The following is an 18,031-nucleotide window of genomic DNA, read 5'->3' as shown; positions in this document are numbered from 1 at the left end:
TATATATATGTTAGCCTTCACTACCTAGGAATACATAACGGAGAATAATTAGGATCGCAAGCACCCACATCATCCAGTGAATATCGTATTTCTTCTTACCTGCTAGGTTAGCAACAGAAGCAAGGATTACATAAGTTACGATACCAAAGGAAATACCGTTAGCAATATTATAAGTGAATGGCATGATAACAAGCGTTAGGAACGCTGGAATCGCAACAACCATATCTTGAAAATCAATTTGACGGATGGATTGTGCCATCAGCACACCTACGACGATCAGTGCTGCAGCTGTAGCAGATCCAGGGATAAGAGCAACTACTGGTGCAAGGAACAATGCAAGCAAGAAACATACACCCGTTGTTACGGCTGTCAGACCTGTACGTCCACCCTCAGCAACACCTGCTGCGCTTTCTACAAATGCAGTAGTAGTAGAAGTACCCAGTGCGGCACCACCTGCTACAGCAACTGCATCAACAAACATTGCATTACCTACACGTCTATTACCTTCTTCAGGGTTATCCATAATACCTGCGCGTTGAGCCGTACCTACAAGCGTACCAAATGTATCAAACAACTCTACAAAGGTGAAAGTTGCGATTGCCGAAACGATACCTGTGTGCAGGATACCATCCCAGTCAAACTGGAAGAAGTTCAATTGTGTGAAGTCAGGAACCCAAGGTGTTGCCGGACTGGACAATGCGCTGAAATCAACTACGCCCATCAACATACCAGCGACAGTTGTTCCCAAGATACCGAACAAAATCGCACCTTTAACGTTCAGTACCATCAAGATGGAGATTAGAAGAAGTCCGATAATGACCAATTGGACATTGGAATTCTCTAGGCTACCCATATGAATGATTGTTTCAAAGGAAAGAACGTCGGTGAAAGTGTTAGCAGGAATGTCTTTACCCGCTTCAACACCAATCGTCATCAGTCCACTGTTCTTTAGACCAAGGATCGTGATGAACATCCCGATACCTACTGTAATTGCGTGCTTCAAGCTGTCAGGAATTGCTGTTAGTAAGATCTGCCGTACTCGAGTTACCGTTAGCAAGATAAAGATCAAACCGGAAATAAATACGGCTGTCAGACCCATTTGCCAAGTGAATGGATGCTCTGATGTGGCAGATGATAAAATTACGGAAGCAAAATATGCGTTAAGTCCCATACCCGGTGCCAATGCCACTGGAAAGTTTATGAACACGCCCATTGCGATGGTGAAAATACCTGCTGCCAGCGCCGTCGCTAGAAATACAGAGTACCAGCCCATATCAATACGGCCAAATGCTGTTAAAGTACTCGGATTAACCGACAAGATGTAAGCCATTGCCATGAACGTGGTCAAGCCCGCCATGATTTCTGTACGAACTGTGGTGCCGTTCTCTTTCAACTTGAAAAACCGATTCAAATTGTTCTCCCCCTAAGGTATGTTGTGTCTGACAGCAACAAAAAGCCGGTATCTGATAGACACCGGCTCGAAAAAAAGAGTAGCACCCGTGACCATAGTCCTAAATTCAGGACGATGCGGATTGCTCTGCTCTTCTTAATCGTAGCCAGGTCATTACGGTGACCTCGTAGAAACTTCCAGGCCAATTCCCGGAAATATACGAAAGAATTATGTTGTTGTGCTCTATCATTTTAGGTGGACATCATATAAGTTGTCAATGATAAAAAGCGAACATTTTCGACTTTATTTTTTCCATTGTTCGTAAATCATACATTTCCAAGGTTTTATCCAGTCTCAAATCCCTTCTAGTTGTGCAGCTTATTAACTATCCAATCACATTTTATATGGTTATATTTACCTATAATTCTAGTTACTGATTTTCAGTGTGCTTATAACTATGCCAAGAATTAGCTAAATGTCCTATCGCTAAACAAACGACTGCAACACTTAGCCAGATGGATCTCCCCCAAATCGCTGCTAATCCAAATGCACATACAGGGAGAACTGCCATCGGGATCGGAATAAATCCTAAAGGGTCCCATAATATTTTGAACTGCCGCCCCTTAACGAGATATCGAATCCAAAGACCATAATAAGCAGCGATCAACATAACAATTAAAGCTGCTATAATGCCGAAGTCTACCTGTTGAAAGTTATCCTTTGAGATCACAAGAATGCTGATACAACCCAATTGCCCTACTCTCTCCAAAATGGTAAAGACTGGTCCAGCATCTCGCACACCAGCTGGAACATTTTCAGGCGGAAACTTAATCATTAGAAAACTAGGGGCAAGTATGATTAATGCGATTAGTGTGCCGAGAAATGAGAATCCCATACGAATTTCTCCCTACAATATATTTTTTCCATTTTATCACATTCATTTAGAACAGCTATATAGTGTCGATCACATGATTCTAAATAAAAAAACCTACATCCCCTTATGTTATAAGGAGTTGCAGGTGATTTATGAGGTTTATCTTAAGCGATTTTGTTAGTCCTAATTAATGATGCATTGAGCTAATAAATGCTAAACCAAAGAGTGTCCAGTCATTCATTACATGCACTATAAACGATGTCCAAATGTTTTTAGTCTTAAGGTACGGATATAACAACACGATCCGAGCAATACCGATACCTATAACAGCTTGAACAATGTTCCAATTAAAAGAAGAAGGAACAAAACTTGCTCAATCATCAATCGATGTACTACACCAATTCGACCAACCACATCAAGCAAAATTTATGGAATCTATATTATCGCAGGTCTTACAATCGACAACCTGAATTTTGAGCACTTTTAGAAAAACCTAGCCTTTCCCAGGTTATGAAAAATAGAATTAATTACACAATCATTATTTCGTTGATATTTGGTTTTTGCAGCCTAGTTACGTAAAAAGTCGAAATCCTGAAATACAGGATTTCGACTTTTTTCTTGATTAACTCTTAGTAATATTCAGTTTAATATTCGAGAACTGCTGCGGAATGTAAAATTTATTATACATTAACGGATAATCTGGTTCTGTTTTGTCGTAAAGGGTTTCTAGTAGTAAAAAGCACTCGTTCTGACCTATTAATTTTTCCTTCGAATCCGCTAAATTAACGGTATGCGTAAATTTTATTTCAATATTTCCATGGTTAGCATCTACATAGGCCTGGTTCTCTAAAAAGTTCAGCATTTTCTCTTTATTATCAAGATCCAAGGATAAACTTTCTACCGTTTCCATAGGTATAAAAGTAAATGCATAAGCCAGTAATTCGCCTTCCGTTCTATACAAACGCTCTAAAGCTACAACGGTAGATGAATCTCTTCTTAATACATGTTTGGTATGTTCCGTTTGCGGGTCTATCCGATAATGCAAATCGATTTGGTCAAAAATACTTATATGGCATTTATGCATAGGGTTGCTTAGTCTCTCTAATTGAATATCCTCTTGTTTATAAGAGGATTCAAGTACAAAGTTTCCCTTACCGCGTACATTTCTTACTAATCCATCATCTTGTAAAAGAACTAAAGCTTGTCGTAAAGTTGCACGACTAATCCCTAGTTTTCTTGCTAAATCAGGTTCTGAAGGAAGCTGGCTGCCTGCGAGGTATTCTCCTTTCGTAATCTGAAGAAGAAGCTCATCATATACATTGATATAAAGCGGCCGTTTCAACTTATCTAGTTTTTGTGTATTCATTCATCAGGTGTCCTTTTCTCCTCATTATGACACATCATTTTTCAGGCGACAAGGAATGCCATCTTCTACTTCATTAACAACGTATAAACCTCCAAAAAAGATTCTTGGAGGTTTATCTGTGATATCAATTAGTTAAGAAATTGCAAGAAAGACTCACCGTGGTCTGGCATATGAACATCAAAATTATCTGCTATAGTCGCACCAATATCAGCAAATGTATCATGCTCAGGCAGCGCACCGCTGTCGCTTAACTGCTTGGAATAGACTAGCACAGGAATAAATTCACGCGTATGGTCTGTTCCAGGGAAGGTTGGATCATTCCCATGATCAGCCGTAATAATTAGCAAATCATCTTCACGGATGGAATCTAGTACTTCATCTAGTCGCTTATCGAATTCCTCTAATGCTCTTCCATACCCTTCTGGGTCACGACGATGACCGTATAAAGCATCGAAATCAACTAAATTTAAGAAGCTCATTCCAGTAAAATCTTTTTTAATGACATCAAGCAGTTTATCCATACCATCCATATTATCTTTCGTACGAATGGATTCTGTAACTCCCTCACCATCGAAAATATCATTGATTTTACCAATAGCGATGACATCATAGCCTCCGTCTTGCAAGCTATTCATGACGGTTTTCTGAAATGGTTTTAAGGCGTAGTCATGACGATTGGAGGTTCTCGTAAAGTTCCCAGGCTCACCTACATAAGGTCTCGCGATAATACGACCAATTAAATAGGCAGGGTCTTTCGTGATTTCCCGAACCTTTTCACAGATATCATATAACTCTTCTAATGGGATGATTTCTTCATGAGCAGCAATTTGTAAAACCGGGTCAGCAGAGGTATAAACGATCAGATCCCCTGTTTTCATTTGATGCTCGCCATATTCATCAAGAATAGCCGTTCCACTTGCAGGCTTATTCGCTACTACTTTTCGACCAGTTATATCCTCGATCTGTTTAATCAGTTCATCAGGGAATCCATTTGGATACACATTAAAGGGTTGATCAATATTTAAACCCATGATCTCCCAATGCCCTGTCATTGTATCTTTCCCGACAGACTTTTCTTGTAATTTAGTATAATAAGCAAGTGGTTTCTCTGCTTTCGGAACACCCAGGATTTCTTCAATATTGGACAGTCCCAATTTGGCTAGGTTAGGTAGATCTAATCCATTCATATGTTCTGCAATGTGTAATAGAGTATGGGAACCAGCATCGTTAAATTGATCCGCATCTTTTCCTTCTCCAATACCTACTGAATCCATGACGATCAAATGTACACGTTTAAATTTCTTCATTCTACTCTCATCCCTTATCTAGTAATTTGAGTATGCCCCTTTGATTTCCGACCCAATAAAACCCCAAATAAAATGATTGCTACTCCTGCAATGGCTGCAAGAATGACGGCGATACTACTATAATTCAATGCTGTTGGTTCTTCTGTTACAAAACGTAAAAATCCGAATTGCAAATCCTTCTTGTCGATTAATAAGGCTGAATAAGTGAATCCCACGGACATCGCGATATTGATACATAGATTATAAAACCCTAGTGCAGTCCCCGACTTTTCAGTTGGCACATCTCTAAGACTAATATCGATAAGTGGTGCATATAGAAGTGCAAAGCTGCAAGAAAATATAATAAGAGAAACAACAAATACAGCAATGGACAATTCGATAAAGAAGACACCTAGTAATAAGCTGACAATAATCAAACTAATGGCTAAGTAAACACATTGCTTAGAATTCAACGATTTCCCTATTTTACCTGATAAAGCCCCGACACCCGCCGCTAGTAAACATGCTGGTATGAACAGTAAGGAAACCGTATCTAAATGGATATCATAGACAGAGGTTAACAAGAACGACAATGTGTTCAGTGCATAGGCAGCGTATAGAGAGTTAAGAATAAAGGCCACCATTAACGCAAATAGAAATTGTTTGTTTTTAAAGAAATCAATCGTAATAAAAGCATTCTTATTTTTACTGATGTAGAGTAAGAATACAATGACCGATACCACGAAGAGTATAAAGAGTATCCAATTGAAAGAAGACATATACAGCATGATTGAAGTGGCTATCACTGCGATGATGATGAGCCCTAGAAAATCTACGTTATTTTTCTTAGTTTCTTCTTTTGGCAAATATTTAAGAATAAATGGTAACAGCAACAGACTTAGTAGTGGAATTAGAAACAAGTTCTGCCAGGCTAGATAAGTAGCAACAAACCCACCCGTCAATGTTCCAATAACTGTTGCGATCTGAAAGCTACTTGTACTAAATCCCATATACTTTTTCTGCTCTGCTTCGGTTGCATACTTAGTAATGAATACTAAATACAGGGTTTCCGTTGCCCCTAAACCGGCAGCTTGGATAATTCTCGAAAAAACGATTAACCAATAATTCGTATGTGTAATATAACCAAGTAAAGATCCTACACAGATTAATAAAATACCCACCGTTAATAGATTACGTATACTGATTGAGTCTGATAAAGATGAATAAACAACTGCACCAATTCCAATCACTAAGCCCGCAAGCGTTACTTGCCAGCTTACCGTACTTGCTGAAACCCCAAAATATTCTACCAAATCTGGAGAGATGATCTTAAAAGAGTTATCGATTACAATTGAAAAAATCATTAAAAGCAATATAACAGGAACGACTTTACTTAAATTAACGATCGGTTTATTTCCCACTGAATGATTCATAATATACCTCCAATATCTCATGCTGTAAAAACAAAGGTTGAATGATATCGTTTACATTAGTTGCAATCTGCGTAGCTATGGAAAGCTTCCTTCACTTCACAACTATGGTTGAGTGAAGGAAGCTTTTCTGTCCTTTACTTTCACATAGAAGGAGGTCATTTACGCTAATTCTAATGCGATCTCCATCATTTTAGTAAAGGCAGTTTGACGTTCCTCCGGAGTGGTCTTTGCTCCCGTAATAAGATGATCACTCACTGTTAGAATGCATAGCGCATTTACACGTGCTTGGATAGCGTTCCAATAGAGGGCTACAGATTCCATTTCAACGCCCAAAATCCCTACATCTTGCCACTTTTTATTAGCTGTCTGATCCGCATTATAAAATATTTCACTGGATAAAATATTACCAATATGAACTTTTTGGCCTTTATCATCTGCAATTTTCTTAGCTTTCTCCAAGAGTTCAAAAGAAGCCGTTAGCGGATATTGTCCAGGTAAATTAAATTGATGGCCGTAATTGGAGTCCGTTGCAGCTCCCATACCGAAAATAACATCGTATAGCTCAATGTTTTCTTGCATTGCACCACAGGTACCAATTCTGATTAAATTCTTAACTCCAAATACATTAATTAATTCCCAAGAATAAATCCCCATGCTCGCTGGACCCATCCCCGTACCCATTACAGAGATCTTCTTGCCTTTGTAAGTACCGGTATAGCCTAACATTCCTCTTACTTCGTTAAAGCACTGGTAATCTTCTAAAAAGGTTTCTGCAATAAACTTAGCTCTTAAAGGGTCTCCAGGTAACAGAATCGATTCAGCAATCTCTACTCCGTTCGGTTTAATATGAGGTGTCTCTTTGGTAGTAGTCATCATTATCATTTGCTCCTTTAGTAGAAAAATATACGTTTTTTTGTCTTGTCTATTTTTTAGACAAGTTCAATTTATCATAACTTTTCGACTGATGCAAGCCCTTTCAATAAAACGTATTCATTACAGATTTGTGAAAAATGGAGCCACCAGAACAAACTTTTACTTGATAAACAAAAAAAGCTCTCCTTTATTTGCTAAATAACGCAAATAAAAGAGAGCTTTTCTGAAATCTATGGTTAAACCGGTCCTATTCCCACTCAATTGTTGCAGGTGGTTTCGAAGTAATGTCATACACTACGCGGTTTACGTTCTCCACTTCGTTGACGATACGTACGGAGATTTTCTCAAGAATATCCCAAGGAATACGTGCCCAGTCAGCAGTCATACCATCGATGGAAGTTACTGCACGCACGCCTACTGTGTAGGAATAAGTACGAGCATCCCCCATAACACCCACGCTCTTCATGTTAGGCAGGGCAGTGAAGTATTGCCAAATTTCACGGTCTAATCCCGCTTTAGCAATTTCCTCTTGCAGAATGTAGTCAGAGTCGCGAACGATAGTAAGCTTGTCCTCTGTTACTTCACCCAAGACACGGATTGCAAGACCTGGACCAGGAAAAGGTTGGCGCCAAACGATAGCACGTGGCATTCCCAGTTCTTCACCTAGTTTACGAACCTCATCCTTAAACAAGGTATTTAGTGGCTCGATCAAGCTGAATTTCATGTCTTCCGGCAAACCGCCCACATTGTGGTGGGATTTAATCGTTTGTGCCGTAGCTGTTCCGCTCTCAACGATATCTGTATACAGTGTACCTTGTGCAAGGAATGCGAAATCTCCGAGCTTAGCAGACTCTTCGTCGAAGCAGTAGATAAACTCATTACCGATGATTTTACGTTTCTGTTCAGGATCTTCAACACCTGCAAGCTTGCTCATGAAGCGTTCGCGTGCATCGATTTTCACGACATGAATATCGAATTTGCCTACGAAGGTCTCCATAACGCTTTCGGCTTCACCTTTACGCAAAAGACCGTGATCAATAAACATACAAGTCAATTGGTCACCGATAGCACGGTGAATAAGCATTGCAACTACGGAAGAATCTACGCCACCGCTAAGTGCGCAGAGTACTTTCTTGTCTCCAACTTGGTTACGGATATCTTGGATGGCTTCGTCAATAAACGATTCCATTGTCCATTTGCCGTCGCAACCGCAAATTTGATACAAGAAGTTCGAAATCATCTCATTACCATGAACTGAGTGGCGAACTTCTGGATGGAATTGAACGGCGAACAATTTACGTTCATCATTACTCATTGCCGCGATTGGAGCACTTTCAGTTCCTGCATCCAGCTTGAATCCTGTTGGAAGTTCAACCACATGGTCACCATGGCTCATCCAAACCGTTTGGCGGCTCTCTAGCCCAGCCACTAATGCAGTACCTTCTTCAAAGTCAATGTCAGCTTTACCATATTCACGTTTAGCGGAGCGTTCCACTTTACCGTCAAGCTGGTGAGCCATTAGTTGCATACCATAGCAAATACCGAAAATTGGTACTCCTAAATCATAGATTGCTGGGTCCACACGTGGAGCATCTTCAGCATATACACTGCTAGGACCGCCAGAGAAGACAATCCCTTTAGGTGCAAGTGCTTTGATCTTGTCTACTGGCGTATTGTACGGCAAAAGTTCGCTGTATACTCCTAGATCCCGAATTCTGCGCGCGATAAGTTGGTTGTATTGTCCCCCGAAATCGAGAACGACGATAATTTCATTTGGCTTATTCATTACGAGCCTCCCTTGATTATTGGATTCATTATACTCATGGTTAATTCTCATCGTCAAGGAAAGGAGAACACACTTCTCATAATAGGAGCAAGCTAAACTTCATGAAGAACATTCCTTTCCATGGAAGGAATTGTATAGCAGCACCAACTGTTTTGAACGATTAAGTTAACCGAAAGGTGATGATCAGGCATTCCCGTATAAATGCGGATGCATCAGGAGTAGTACACCCGCTGTTCTCTGCGGAAGATGCTGGAGCCGCAGAAGTTACAGAGACTGCAGGCATTGGAGACATTGCAGAGATTGTAGAGATTTCGTTCGCGGGATAGGCCGCGACGAACGCTGAAGGCGCGGGCGCGTACGCCAGGGTCTCCCACTGGCGTACGAACTGCCGGACGGCTTCGCTTAGTCCGGCATCGTAAATCTGCAGGGAGTCCACATACTCCCTGCCAGTAACACCGGGCGGCGGCGGTCCAAACCGCTCCGCCAGCCCGTGCCAAGCTAGAGAGGCAGCACGCAGCTGCCTCTCGCGGCTCATGCTGCTGGCGCTGCGCGCGGCCAGCAGCAGAGCCAGGCTACGCCGCCAGCGCCAAGCGGCGGCGACGGGAAGCAGCGCCGCAGCAGCGAGCGGCGCTGGAGAGTTCCCGCCCGCCAGCGGCAGGGCGGGAAGGCCCGTGCTTCGCGCAGCTTGCGGCGCGAGCGAGGCTGCCGCAGGCAGCGCCGGCGCGGCAAAGCCGGCGGCAAGTGCAGGGCCAGGCGTTGGGTCGAACGGGACCCAACCGGCGCCGGCGAAATAGACCTCCACCCAAGCATGGGCATCGCCCTGGGTGACCAAATACTTCGCCGGCATGGTGTCGTCCTGCAAGGTACCTGGTCCATAGCCTTGGACATAACGAGCAGGAATTCCAGCACTGCGCAGCAAAACGGTCATTGTTGTTGCAAAATGTGCACAGTAGCCTTGTTTCGTCTCAAATAAAAATTGATCGACAAAATCAGATCCGGATGGTGGAACCGTTGTATTCAACGTATAGGAATATCCATGTTGTAAGTAATCCTTAATGGCCGTTACGGAGTCATAGCGGTTACCTGATGAATCTGTAAGCTTCTCCGCCAGATCTCTAACGCGTACGGGTAACAAATCTGGCAATTGCAAATACTTGCCCTTGATTTCCTGTGGATCGTCACTGCTTAAACTACGAAGCAGCACCGGATCACTCTCAGGAAGTAAGGATTCCACTGTATATTCTGTGATTCGTGCAGAGCCTATCGAATCAGGCAGACGAAAACTATCTCTGTCCATATTAGACAGAATATATCCCAGTTTACTGCCGCCCAAGAGTCCAACCGACTCAACATCTGTTATTATCCCCGCATTGAATAAAGGAATTCCTCCTGAAGAAGGGGTGGCAAATTGTATCCGCTGTTGAAGTGTTCGTTTCCTCTTTTCGATGCTTAGCTCCGATGAATGCTTCTTTGAAATGCCGGACAGATTAAGCGGCATAAACTCTTCGCCTCCCCTAATCCATCGGCGACCATCATAGTAAGCAATACTTTCACCTCTCCAGTAAGTACGCTTGCTAGTAATAGCCGTAAAGACAGGTTCAGTACTGCGGGATAACGGGGCCCCGAGTTCACCGTCATTCGTACTATACCCTGTGGTTCCTGAAGAATTAGACGCCTTATCCTCTGGCAAATGCCCTGAAGCCCAATTCTGCAGCTTCTGAAATGTCGATTGCAGCGTAAGCTCGCTGGTTGGTCTCGCCCCCAATAATTGCCCACCGAACCATGCTGTTGTCATCACGACGATTGCTGCCGCTAAAGTCAGTGCTCCCCAACGTGCATAAGGCAATGAAGTTGGCCCCTCACGCTCTCGAAGACGCAGCAGACCACTCATCGCATGCATCCAAAAAATTAGACCCATCGAGATCACAATATCCATCGTGGTATTCACATCAAAGCCGATATCCAAGACCAGCAAGTAAATAATTGTAACCGCTGTGAATAGTGCCGTACTCCCTCGGAAGAGTGCAAGCTGCTGTACTGAGGATACCAAAAGCCCCCAACCTACAATCAATATTAAAAGCCTGCTAATTTCACTTAGCTGAGAGACATGTCCAGAGAGAAGCAGCATGAGATCATTCGGAATTTCGTCCGCATAAATCCCTAGCCATCCTATGCCTTCGCCTCCACTGCATAAGTAAAGCCACGCTGAAGCAATGATAAGAAATTGGATGCTAAGCAGTAGCCACCCAGGAATCTGAAGTATTCCCCATAGCAGCAGTACTGCCGCTAATACCATTAGAACTTGCAGCATCTTCGAGGTATCTTCTAATAAAGCAGACCTATATAAAGGGAGTAACCATTCAATAAATAGCCCCATAATGGCCAAAGAGAACAGCAAACGATAGTACAGAGGTACCTTTCTCTGCTTACCGGCATAACTGTTCTCCATTTGCCCCACATTGAAATGAAAGCTATTTATAGACAGTTCCGTATCACCTGGTATTCCGTTACCGTAGCGTTGGTTTTCCGGATGATTCATGGAACTCTACCTCCCTGAACCTGAATGCTGGCAAAGCATCATCCAGACAAAACATTCGTGCTCCGAGACGAGCCAAACTATCCCCGACAGTCCCCCTCACAGACTGTCTAATCTCCACTCCTTTAGCTTCTCCATTCATCGGTGCCGACTGGTCCCAGGCATAATAAAGTTCAACCTTCACACCCTGCATCAAGAACTTGGCAATGACCTTGGCCGATTCTTCTTCTAATCGTCCTGTAATGATGGCTACACTCATCCCCGGAATCCAACCTTTGGAAGCATCCTCTAATAACTTAGACAGGTTTCTAGTTCCATCTGAAGTAATTTCAGTCAGAACATCCAGCACTCTCCCTGGGATTTTACCCAGTCCCTCATGCCTAGCCATACCTTCCGGCCAACCGCCGCTGAACAACTGAACATAAGCGCCCGAACGCTCAGCGGAGAGCATCAGCCCCATCGCTGTAGACACCGCTTTCTCAAATGCCGGAGGCGATTCATCTCGGCTTCCACGGGGTTTAAGAGCCTCAGTAGGAACCTCATAGCTAAGCGGGTCATTGGCCAACACGATACAGGTCATTTTCGCCTTTTCCCGCTCCGGAACTTTGCTCTGCAGCGCTCCCAATCGTGCGCTATTCTTCCAATGAATTCGGCTAAGCGGATCTCCGGGCTCATAATCTCTTGATTCCAAAGCTTCATCACTGATGCTTCTTCCACGTCTGGAATACATGGTATCTCCTGTCATAAAACCGCTATCCGGCACAGTTCCACCAAAGGATAAAGGAGCTGGCAGCACCTTAAAGCTCTGTCCCCCACCCGGTTCAGATCTCCCCGTGAACCAACCTGGGAAGTCCCCCCAAGTTATTCTACAGCCCAGCAAATGATGATTACCGCGGGATATATTTTCAATGGTGTATGTGTATACAAAAGAACGTCTGAATCCAGGAAATAGCAGCTTTTGATGATGGCTGTCGCCCCAATAATCACCTATAGTCATCCAAGGAAGAGGCAAACGAGAAGAAAAACTCAGCTCCACTTTCACTTGAAGTGTATTTCCGGCCATCGGCCTTGCAGGAGCAATCGTACGAATTATCTTTATAGCCCGCGGACCGGAGAGCTGAAGCATAAGTCCACCCAGCATAATAACTCCAATAACAATCAGGAGAAACAGCAAGGACGATCCTCCGCGCCAAGCATATAAAGCACCTATAATTCCAGCCACAGTTAGCATCCTTAACCATTCAACCAAAGCACTACGGCTACGGGGATAAGAGAAGCTTTTGACACTTCCGGCATCTTTCTTCTGTTGATCAATTAATGATGAAGAGGACAATGGAACACCCATCCTTTGGTCATAGACTTGTTCCCAGATCAGGAACTTATTACTATCTATTCTTCCCATGAAAAAGGGTGCCCAGACATTGGTTTTTTCTTTTTACTAGACAGCCTCCACGCTTCTTTCAGAGTGTTTTTACTCGGCGTTCCAATTCAGTCACACTTATATTAATCGGAGGTTGACCTGCTATCTCCAGCAGGTCTCGTAGCGATACCCAGATCGATCCACCAATCATTTCCACCCTCGCGTTAATGGTCTGTTGTACGTTATCTGGAAGGTTTAGAATCAACTGCTTGTTCTTCACATCGGCAATGATCTCTTTCCCGTTCCAATCTATTTCTCCACTTCGACTGTTCCCATCCCAGGTAACTTTTCCTCCAAGCCGCTCAATTACAGCACGAAGCGGAACCTCATACTGTCCATTTCGCACGGAATATTCTCCTGGTTTCAGCTTCGTCTCCAGCTTTCCAACCTCCAGAACCAGTGGCTTTCCCGGTGAAAACAGCTCTGCATTCGGCGTGATGTTTGATGCGATCCAAGCTTCTGATGGCTTTGATCTCCCCAAATTACTGGCCTTTGAAGAGACTCTGAATTGTACGGGCTCCACCGTATCATCCAACAGGCCAAAGCCGTATCCAGCCGCTTTATAACGTGCAATAATGTCAGGCAGCGCCTTGACGCTCTCTTGGTGACCGCCCCCATCATGCAGCAGCAGAATAACTTGCGAAGACTTCATATCCATTGTTGATTCCTTCAAAATTTCTGAGGCTGGTACACCTTTTCGTTTAGAATCGCCGCTATCCACCGTCCAATCCATCACCCTATAACCTGCTTGCTTCAATAAATTGAAGTAGGTATGATCAAAATGATCATAGGTTCCTCCTGGGGCGCGAATGAGCTGCGGACGAACCCCTGTAATCCCCTGAACAATTTGTTCAGTCTGTTTAATTTGACTCCAAAATTCAGTGAATCCACTATATAAATCATGGTAATTATGATTATAGGTATGATTGCCAATAGCATGACCTTGTTCCCATATGGAATCGATAAGCTCTGGGTGACTTTTCGCTTGATTACCAAGCACGAAAAAGGTTGCCTTCACATCTTCCTGTCGTAAAATTTCAAGAACATTGAAGGTGTTCTCGCTAGGTCCGTCGTCAAATGTAATATAGACCATCTTTTCAGCTTTTTTCACAGCCGTCATTGCAGAATTCGTCGTTGAAGCTTTGGCTATTTTCACTACCCCACTTGGTTGCGGGCTTGGAGTCACAGTAAGAGCTGCACTTGAAGAGGGATCAACTTTCGGAAATGCAGAAGCGAGTGGTTCTGTTGCCGAGGGCAGTTCTTGCATCGCCGCTGCGGTAAGCTTATTCTTAACAGATATAGACTCTGCGCTAGCGGGCTGCAAGGATCGGATCTCCCATGAATTCAAGTTTTTCCCTATGCTCCATCCAAGCATTACGATGAATATTACAACCATAACGAGCAATCCGCTTTTCAACTTTCGGCGGCTGTGTGTGCTTTTATTACCCTTCATCTTCTCTACCTCCAGCATTCTATTGGCTAAAAAGCCATTTGGTAGATTGTATGAAGACAAGCTGTAAAATAGAATAAGGCAACTGCCTCTTGGAGAGTGACAATCTAATGGAAATGCTGAGCTTTATACAAGAATTATTCACCAAATATGGATATAGCGTATTATTCTTTGGATTACTTCTCGAATTCGTTGCCTTACCCTTTCCAGGAGAAACCACTATGGCGTTTGCCGGTTTCCTTTCCTATACCGGAAGGCTTGATTTCTTTACGCTAATTGTCGTTGCTTTTGCAGGCACTACTGTTGGGATGACCCTTACCTATTTTGTCGGATTAAAAGCCGGTATGCCCTTTATCCAGCGATATGGCAAATGGTTTCTATTCTCCCCTACTAAGCTAGAGAAAACACAGAAATGGTTTGAGAGATACGGCAGCTTTCTTATTTTTATCGGTTATTTTATTCCAGGCGTACGGCACTTTACCGGCTACTTTGCTGGTATTATCGCGCTTCCCTTCCGTAAATTCGCCCTATATGCTTATAGTGGAGCCGTATTCTGGGTATTGATATTCCTTAGCATCGGAAAGGTATTTGGTCCACAGTGGATGGGCATCTTCCATTTGTTCGAGACCTATGCGCTTTGGATTATAACTGGTGGTGCAATAATAGCAGCTCTTGTGATTATTTATCGCTACCGTAAAAGCATTCATGCCCGCCTCTTCCCTAGCAAAGCTGCCACTAGGATTCAAGCTCAGATTAAAAAACCTTCCAAGGAGCGGTGAATTCACCGCTCTTTTTACTGCGTATCCATGCGTACCCTGCCAGCAATATAGCAATTCCAGAAAACCCTGCTCCTCCAGCAAAGCCCAGCGTCCGAGGTTCTACCCATTCTAATAACCACCCTGCGAGCAGCATAGATAATCCAATCAGTGTATTTCCTACTGCTGACAGCAGTCCAAACATTAATGGCTGCATAGTGGACGGCGTTTCTCGCATAACCAGTGTATCCAGGCAGGCATTCCCCGTCCCTCCGGCAAAAGATAACAGGATATATAACATAAACGCGATCATAAAATGATTGCTACTACTGATGCTCATCAGCAGTAATCCTTCAATCATGAGCCCGCCAATCGCGACAATCAGCAGCCCTCTTTTTACATATCGTCCGGCAAAAAAACTGAGACTAAGCCCGATACCTAGTGCCACATAAAAAGCCCCCACACCCATATCTCCGGCGTGAAATTCCTGAACTGCATATATACTAATCAGCACATTATCTAGGCCATTCAGCATCGGAACAAGCAACTCATACCCGAAAATAACCTGTAACGTGATACTCCCACCGATTACAATCCCGAGCGCACGCATTCGACCTATCTTCTGCGAGTGCTCCGCTTTAGCTATAAATCCATTAGTATAATCCAGCTCTTTCTTATCATCATTTCCCCTACTACTATTCTGCGGAAAATGGATGCCGTAAATTAAGATCGCTGCGACCAGAAAAGATAAAGCATTCATCACGAATGCTGCCTCTGGCCCGAACCACATCGAAACCACACCCCCACTAAATGCACCCAAAATAAGTACACAGCCGCTCATAAGCTGCTCCATTCCGTTAACCGTCAGCAGAGAATCTTTGGTCACCATCAAAGGGATTGTAGATTTACGAACAGGACTGTAGATCGCCTCTCCCGCCGCCAGTAAAAAATTCGCCGAATATAGCAGCCATAGCTTATCCACTCCATCCACCCACAAAAAAGCTAGTGCAACAGGAACCCTTAATATGTCTGTAGTGATCATGATGTATTGACGAGGAAATTTACTGCCAAGTACACCCCCAAGCGGTGCCAGAAACAAATAAGGAAGCAGCCGCACACCTAGCGATATCCCCACCGCCATCCCTGATCCTGTTAACTGCAGAACCAACGCCAGCACGGCAACACTAGTAAAACGATCACCGATTCCATTGATTAATCCGGCTGTGAATAGACGCGAATATCCCTTTTGACCTTTGAAAATCGCAATAGCTGATTGGTTACCCATCATTGTGAACCTCACTTTATCTATTTAAATAAATATCTAATTAGATGATAATCGAATTATTATATTATGACAATGCTTTATTCCCAAGGATTTGCTAAGATGTAGTACATCATTACATAACGAAATTATCCGAAAAGGAGGGCTCTACCTTTTGAAAATCGATCGATTGCTCTCTATCGTCATTCTGCTTATGAACCGACGTCTTATTCAGGCAAAGGAGCTCGCCGACATGTTCGAAGTGTCCGTGCGCACCATTTACCGTGATATTGAAAGTATTAATGGAGCTGGAATCCCTATCGTTACCTATCAGGGAGCAGGTGGTGGCATTGGTCTTATGGAAGGCTACCGGTTAGACCGCAATGTATTGACTGACCGCGAGCTGGCTGATATTTTCACGGCGCTGCAAAGCGTCTCCTCTTATGGAGGAACTGAACATACTCTGCTCATGGAGAAGATCAGTAGTGTAATCCCGCCCTCACATTCCGCCGCTTTCCGAAGTAAGACGACCCAGCTTATCATCGATTTATCTCCTTGGGGACTTCAGTCTGTCCTAGAAGAAAAAATTGCGATTCTGAAAGAAGCGTTGGAAGAAAACATGACGGTAGACTTTGATTATGTGAATGCCGAAGGGCAAGCCAGCCAGCGTTCTGTCGAGCCTTATACTTTAGTCTTAAAAGGACAAGCGTGGTACTTGTATGGTTATTGCCTGCAACGTCAGGATTTCAGATTATTTAAGCTGCTGCGTATGAAGGGGCTTGTTAAAGAGAATCAGGAATTCATAAGAAAAGATATGGATATGCGTGAGCTACCCTGGAGCACTGACTATCAGAGAGTAACTTCAGCAGCAGCAATGTCGCCAATCCTTCTGCATTTTACATCTGAAGGTAAACATCTCGCGGAAGATCGCTTTGACTCCACAGAGCTTCAGCCGGACGGACACGGTGGATATAACGTAACTATCCATTATCCCGAGGACGGATGGCTCTATTCCTTCTTGCTCAGCTTCGGAACGTCTTTAGAAGTTTTAGAGCCGAAGCATATTCGTCATAAGCTCGGGGAGTTGGCTCTCGGGGTTGCCAAAAAATATACAGCCTTACTTTAAACCTGACGGTATGTGGTCAGATTCCCAGTTCTATAATGTACTCAAAGCGAGTGCTCATAAGCTTCGCAAACTTTTAAAGGAGTGCTGTATATGGAACAAGAACAAGCAGGGCAAGTGCAAGATGAGCCGAAATTTTGTCAGAGCTGTGGGATGCCTATGCCTACGGAGGATTTACTTGGAACGAACAAGAATGGTCAAAAAATCGAAGATTATTGTGTTTACTGCTACGAGGATGGTGCATTCAAACAGCCTGACGTTACGCTGCAAGAAATGTCTGATATTTGTACAGGCTACTTGGTTCAAGAAGGAATGGACGAGGCTGTTGCCCGTAAATTACTCTCCGAACAGCTGCCTCATCTGAAACGGTGGAGAGGCGCAGCCAGCGCTCCTACAACGAACTAATAACCAGCACAAAAAGGAGCATCCAAGGGAACCTTTACGGTTCATGGACACTCCTTTTTCTTTTGGGCTCAGT

General features: G+C 43.5%; 15 protein-coding genes and 1 riboswitch. Of the genes, 3 read left to right on the top strand and 12 right to left on the bottom strand.

Features of this window, described 5'->3' with window-relative positions:
* Nucleotides 1-10: 10 nt before the first annotated feature.
* The 11 genes from ACN6MV_RS03145 to ACN6MV_RS03095 all read right to left on the bottom strand — a co-directional run bounded on the left by ACN6MV_RS03145 (nucleotide 11) and on the right by ACN6MV_RS03095 (nucleotide 14,417).
* Nucleotides 11-1,411 carry an NCS2 family permease gene (locus ACN6MV_RS03145; RefSeq protein WP_042123999.1) on the bottom strand — a complete coding sequence of 467 codons (1,401 nt, stop codon included), beginning with the start codon at nucleotides 1,409-1,411 and terminating at the stop codon, nucleotides 11-13.
* 122 nt (nucleotides 1,412-1,533) lie between these two features.
* Nucleotides 1,534-1,633, bottom strand: a riboswitch (purine riboswitch).
* A 187-nt stretch (nucleotides 1,634-1,820) separates the two neighbouring features.
* Complete coding sequence (locus ACN6MV_RS03140) at nucleotides 1,821-2,285, bottom strand: hypothetical protein (protein ID WP_042123997.1); 465 nt, start codon at nucleotides 2,283-2,285, stop codon at nucleotides 1,821-1,823.
* Between the two features lie 166 nt (nucleotides 2,286-2,451).
* Nucleotides 2,452-2,604 carry a type II CAAX prenyl endopeptidase Rce1 family protein gene (locus ACN6MV_RS03135; protein WP_419886709.1) on the bottom strand — a complete coding sequence of 51 codons (153 nt, stop codon included), beginning with the start codon at nucleotides 2,602-2,604 and terminating at the stop codon, nucleotides 2,452-2,454.
* 282 nt (nucleotides 2,605-2,886) lie between these two features.
* A complete protein-coding gene (locus ACN6MV_RS03130; RefSeq protein ID WP_419885660.1) occupies nucleotides 2,887-3,630 on the bottom strand; it encodes a GntR family transcriptional regulator in 744 nt (247 codons plus the stop codon).
* Between the two features lie 128 nt (nucleotides 3,631-3,758).
* A complete protein-coding gene (gene deoB, locus ACN6MV_RS03125; protein WP_419885659.1) occupies nucleotides 3,759-4,937 on the bottom strand; it encodes a phosphopentomutase in 1,179 nt (392 codons plus the stop codon).
* Nucleotides 4,938-4,951: 14 nt separating this feature from the next.
* Nucleotides 4,952-6,349 (bottom strand): MFS transporter, encoded by a 1,398-nt coding sequence (locus tag ACN6MV_RS03120; RefSeq protein ID WP_419885658.1) that lies wholly within the window; start codon nucleotides 6,347-6,349, stop codon nucleotides 4,952-4,954.
* Nucleotides 6,350-6,508: 159 nt separating this feature from the next.
* Complete coding sequence (gene deoD / locus ACN6MV_RS03115) at nucleotides 6,509-7,225, bottom strand: purine-nucleoside phosphorylase (RefSeq protein WP_042123989.1); 717 nt, start codon at nucleotides 7,223-7,225, stop codon at nucleotides 6,509-6,511.
* A 244-nt stretch (nucleotides 7,226-7,469) separates the two neighbouring features.
* Entirely contained in the window at nucleotides 7,470-9,008 is a 1,539-nt protein-coding gene (gene guaA / locus ACN6MV_RS03110; RefSeq protein ID WP_419885657.1) for a glutamine-hydrolyzing GMP synthase, read from the bottom strand.
* A gap of 160 nt (nucleotides 9,009-9,168) precedes the next feature.
* Nucleotides 9,169-11,547, bottom strand: coding sequence for a transglutaminase TgpA family protein (locus ACN6MV_RS03105; protein WP_419885656.1), 2,379 nt, complete (start codon nucleotides 11,545-11,547; stop codon nucleotides 9,169-9,171).
* Nucleotides 11,516-12,946: a DUF58 domain-containing protein gene (locus ACN6MV_RS03100; protein ID WP_419885655.1), complete on the bottom strand. Its 1,431-nt coding sequence runs from the start codon at nucleotides 12,944-12,946 to the stop codon at nucleotides 11,516-11,518. Before ACN6MV_RS03100 ends, ACN6MV_RS03105 begins: the two co-directional genes overlap by 32 nt.
* A 58-nt stretch (nucleotides 12,947-13,004) precedes the next feature.
* Entirely contained in the window at nucleotides 13,005-14,417 is a 1,413-nt protein-coding gene (locus ACN6MV_RS03095) for a polysaccharide deacetylase family protein (RefSeq protein ID WP_419885654.1), read from the bottom strand.
* A 107-nt stretch (nucleotides 14,418-14,524) separates the two neighbouring features.
* Here ACN6MV_RS03095 and ACN6MV_RS03090 point away from each other — a divergent pair, with 107 nt between their 5' ends.
* Nucleotides 14,525-15,193 (top strand): DedA family protein, encoded by a 669-nt coding sequence (locus ACN6MV_RS03090; RefSeq protein WP_076116850.1) that lies wholly within the window; start codon nucleotides 14,525-14,527, stop codon nucleotides 15,191-15,193.
* Here the strand turns inward: ACN6MV_RS03090 and ACN6MV_RS03085 are convergent.
* Nucleotides 15,168-16,457 (bottom strand): MFS transporter, encoded by a 1,290-nt coding sequence (locus ACN6MV_RS03085; RefSeq protein ID WP_419885653.1) that lies wholly within the window; start codon nucleotides 16,455-16,457, stop codon nucleotides 15,168-15,170. The genes ACN6MV_RS03090 and ACN6MV_RS03085 overlap by 26 nt on opposite strands.
* A gap of 148 nt (nucleotides 16,458-16,605) precedes the next feature.
* Between ACN6MV_RS03085 and ACN6MV_RS03080 the strand changes: the two genes are divergently transcribed.
* Both ACN6MV_RS03080 and ACN6MV_RS03075 read left to right on the top strand, forming a co-directional pair.
* The gene (locus tag ACN6MV_RS03080) at nucleotides 16,606-17,556 is read left to right on the top strand and encodes a helix-turn-helix transcriptional regulator (RefSeq protein WP_419885652.1); all 951 of its coding nucleotides are present in this window, start codon (nucleotides 16,606-16,608) and stop codon (nucleotides 17,554-17,556) included.
* A gap of 90 nt (nucleotides 17,557-17,646) precedes the next feature.
* On the top strand, nucleotides 17,647-17,958 hold the full coding sequence (locus tag ACN6MV_RS03075) for a zinc ribbon domain-containing protein (protein WP_042123974.1): 312 nt from the start codon (nucleotides 17,647-17,649) through the stop codon (nucleotides 17,956-17,958).
* Nucleotides 17,959-18,031 lie beyond the last annotated feature (73 nt).

The organism is Paenibacillus sp. B-A-8, assembly GCF_048572915.1.
In the GTDB taxonomy this organism is placed as follows: Bacteria; Bacillota; Bacilli; order Paenibacillales; family Paenibacillaceae; genus Paenibacillus_AQ.
The sequence above is the reverse complement of the archived record's forward strand: the minus strand, read 5'-3'. Positions and strand labels throughout refer to the sequence as shown.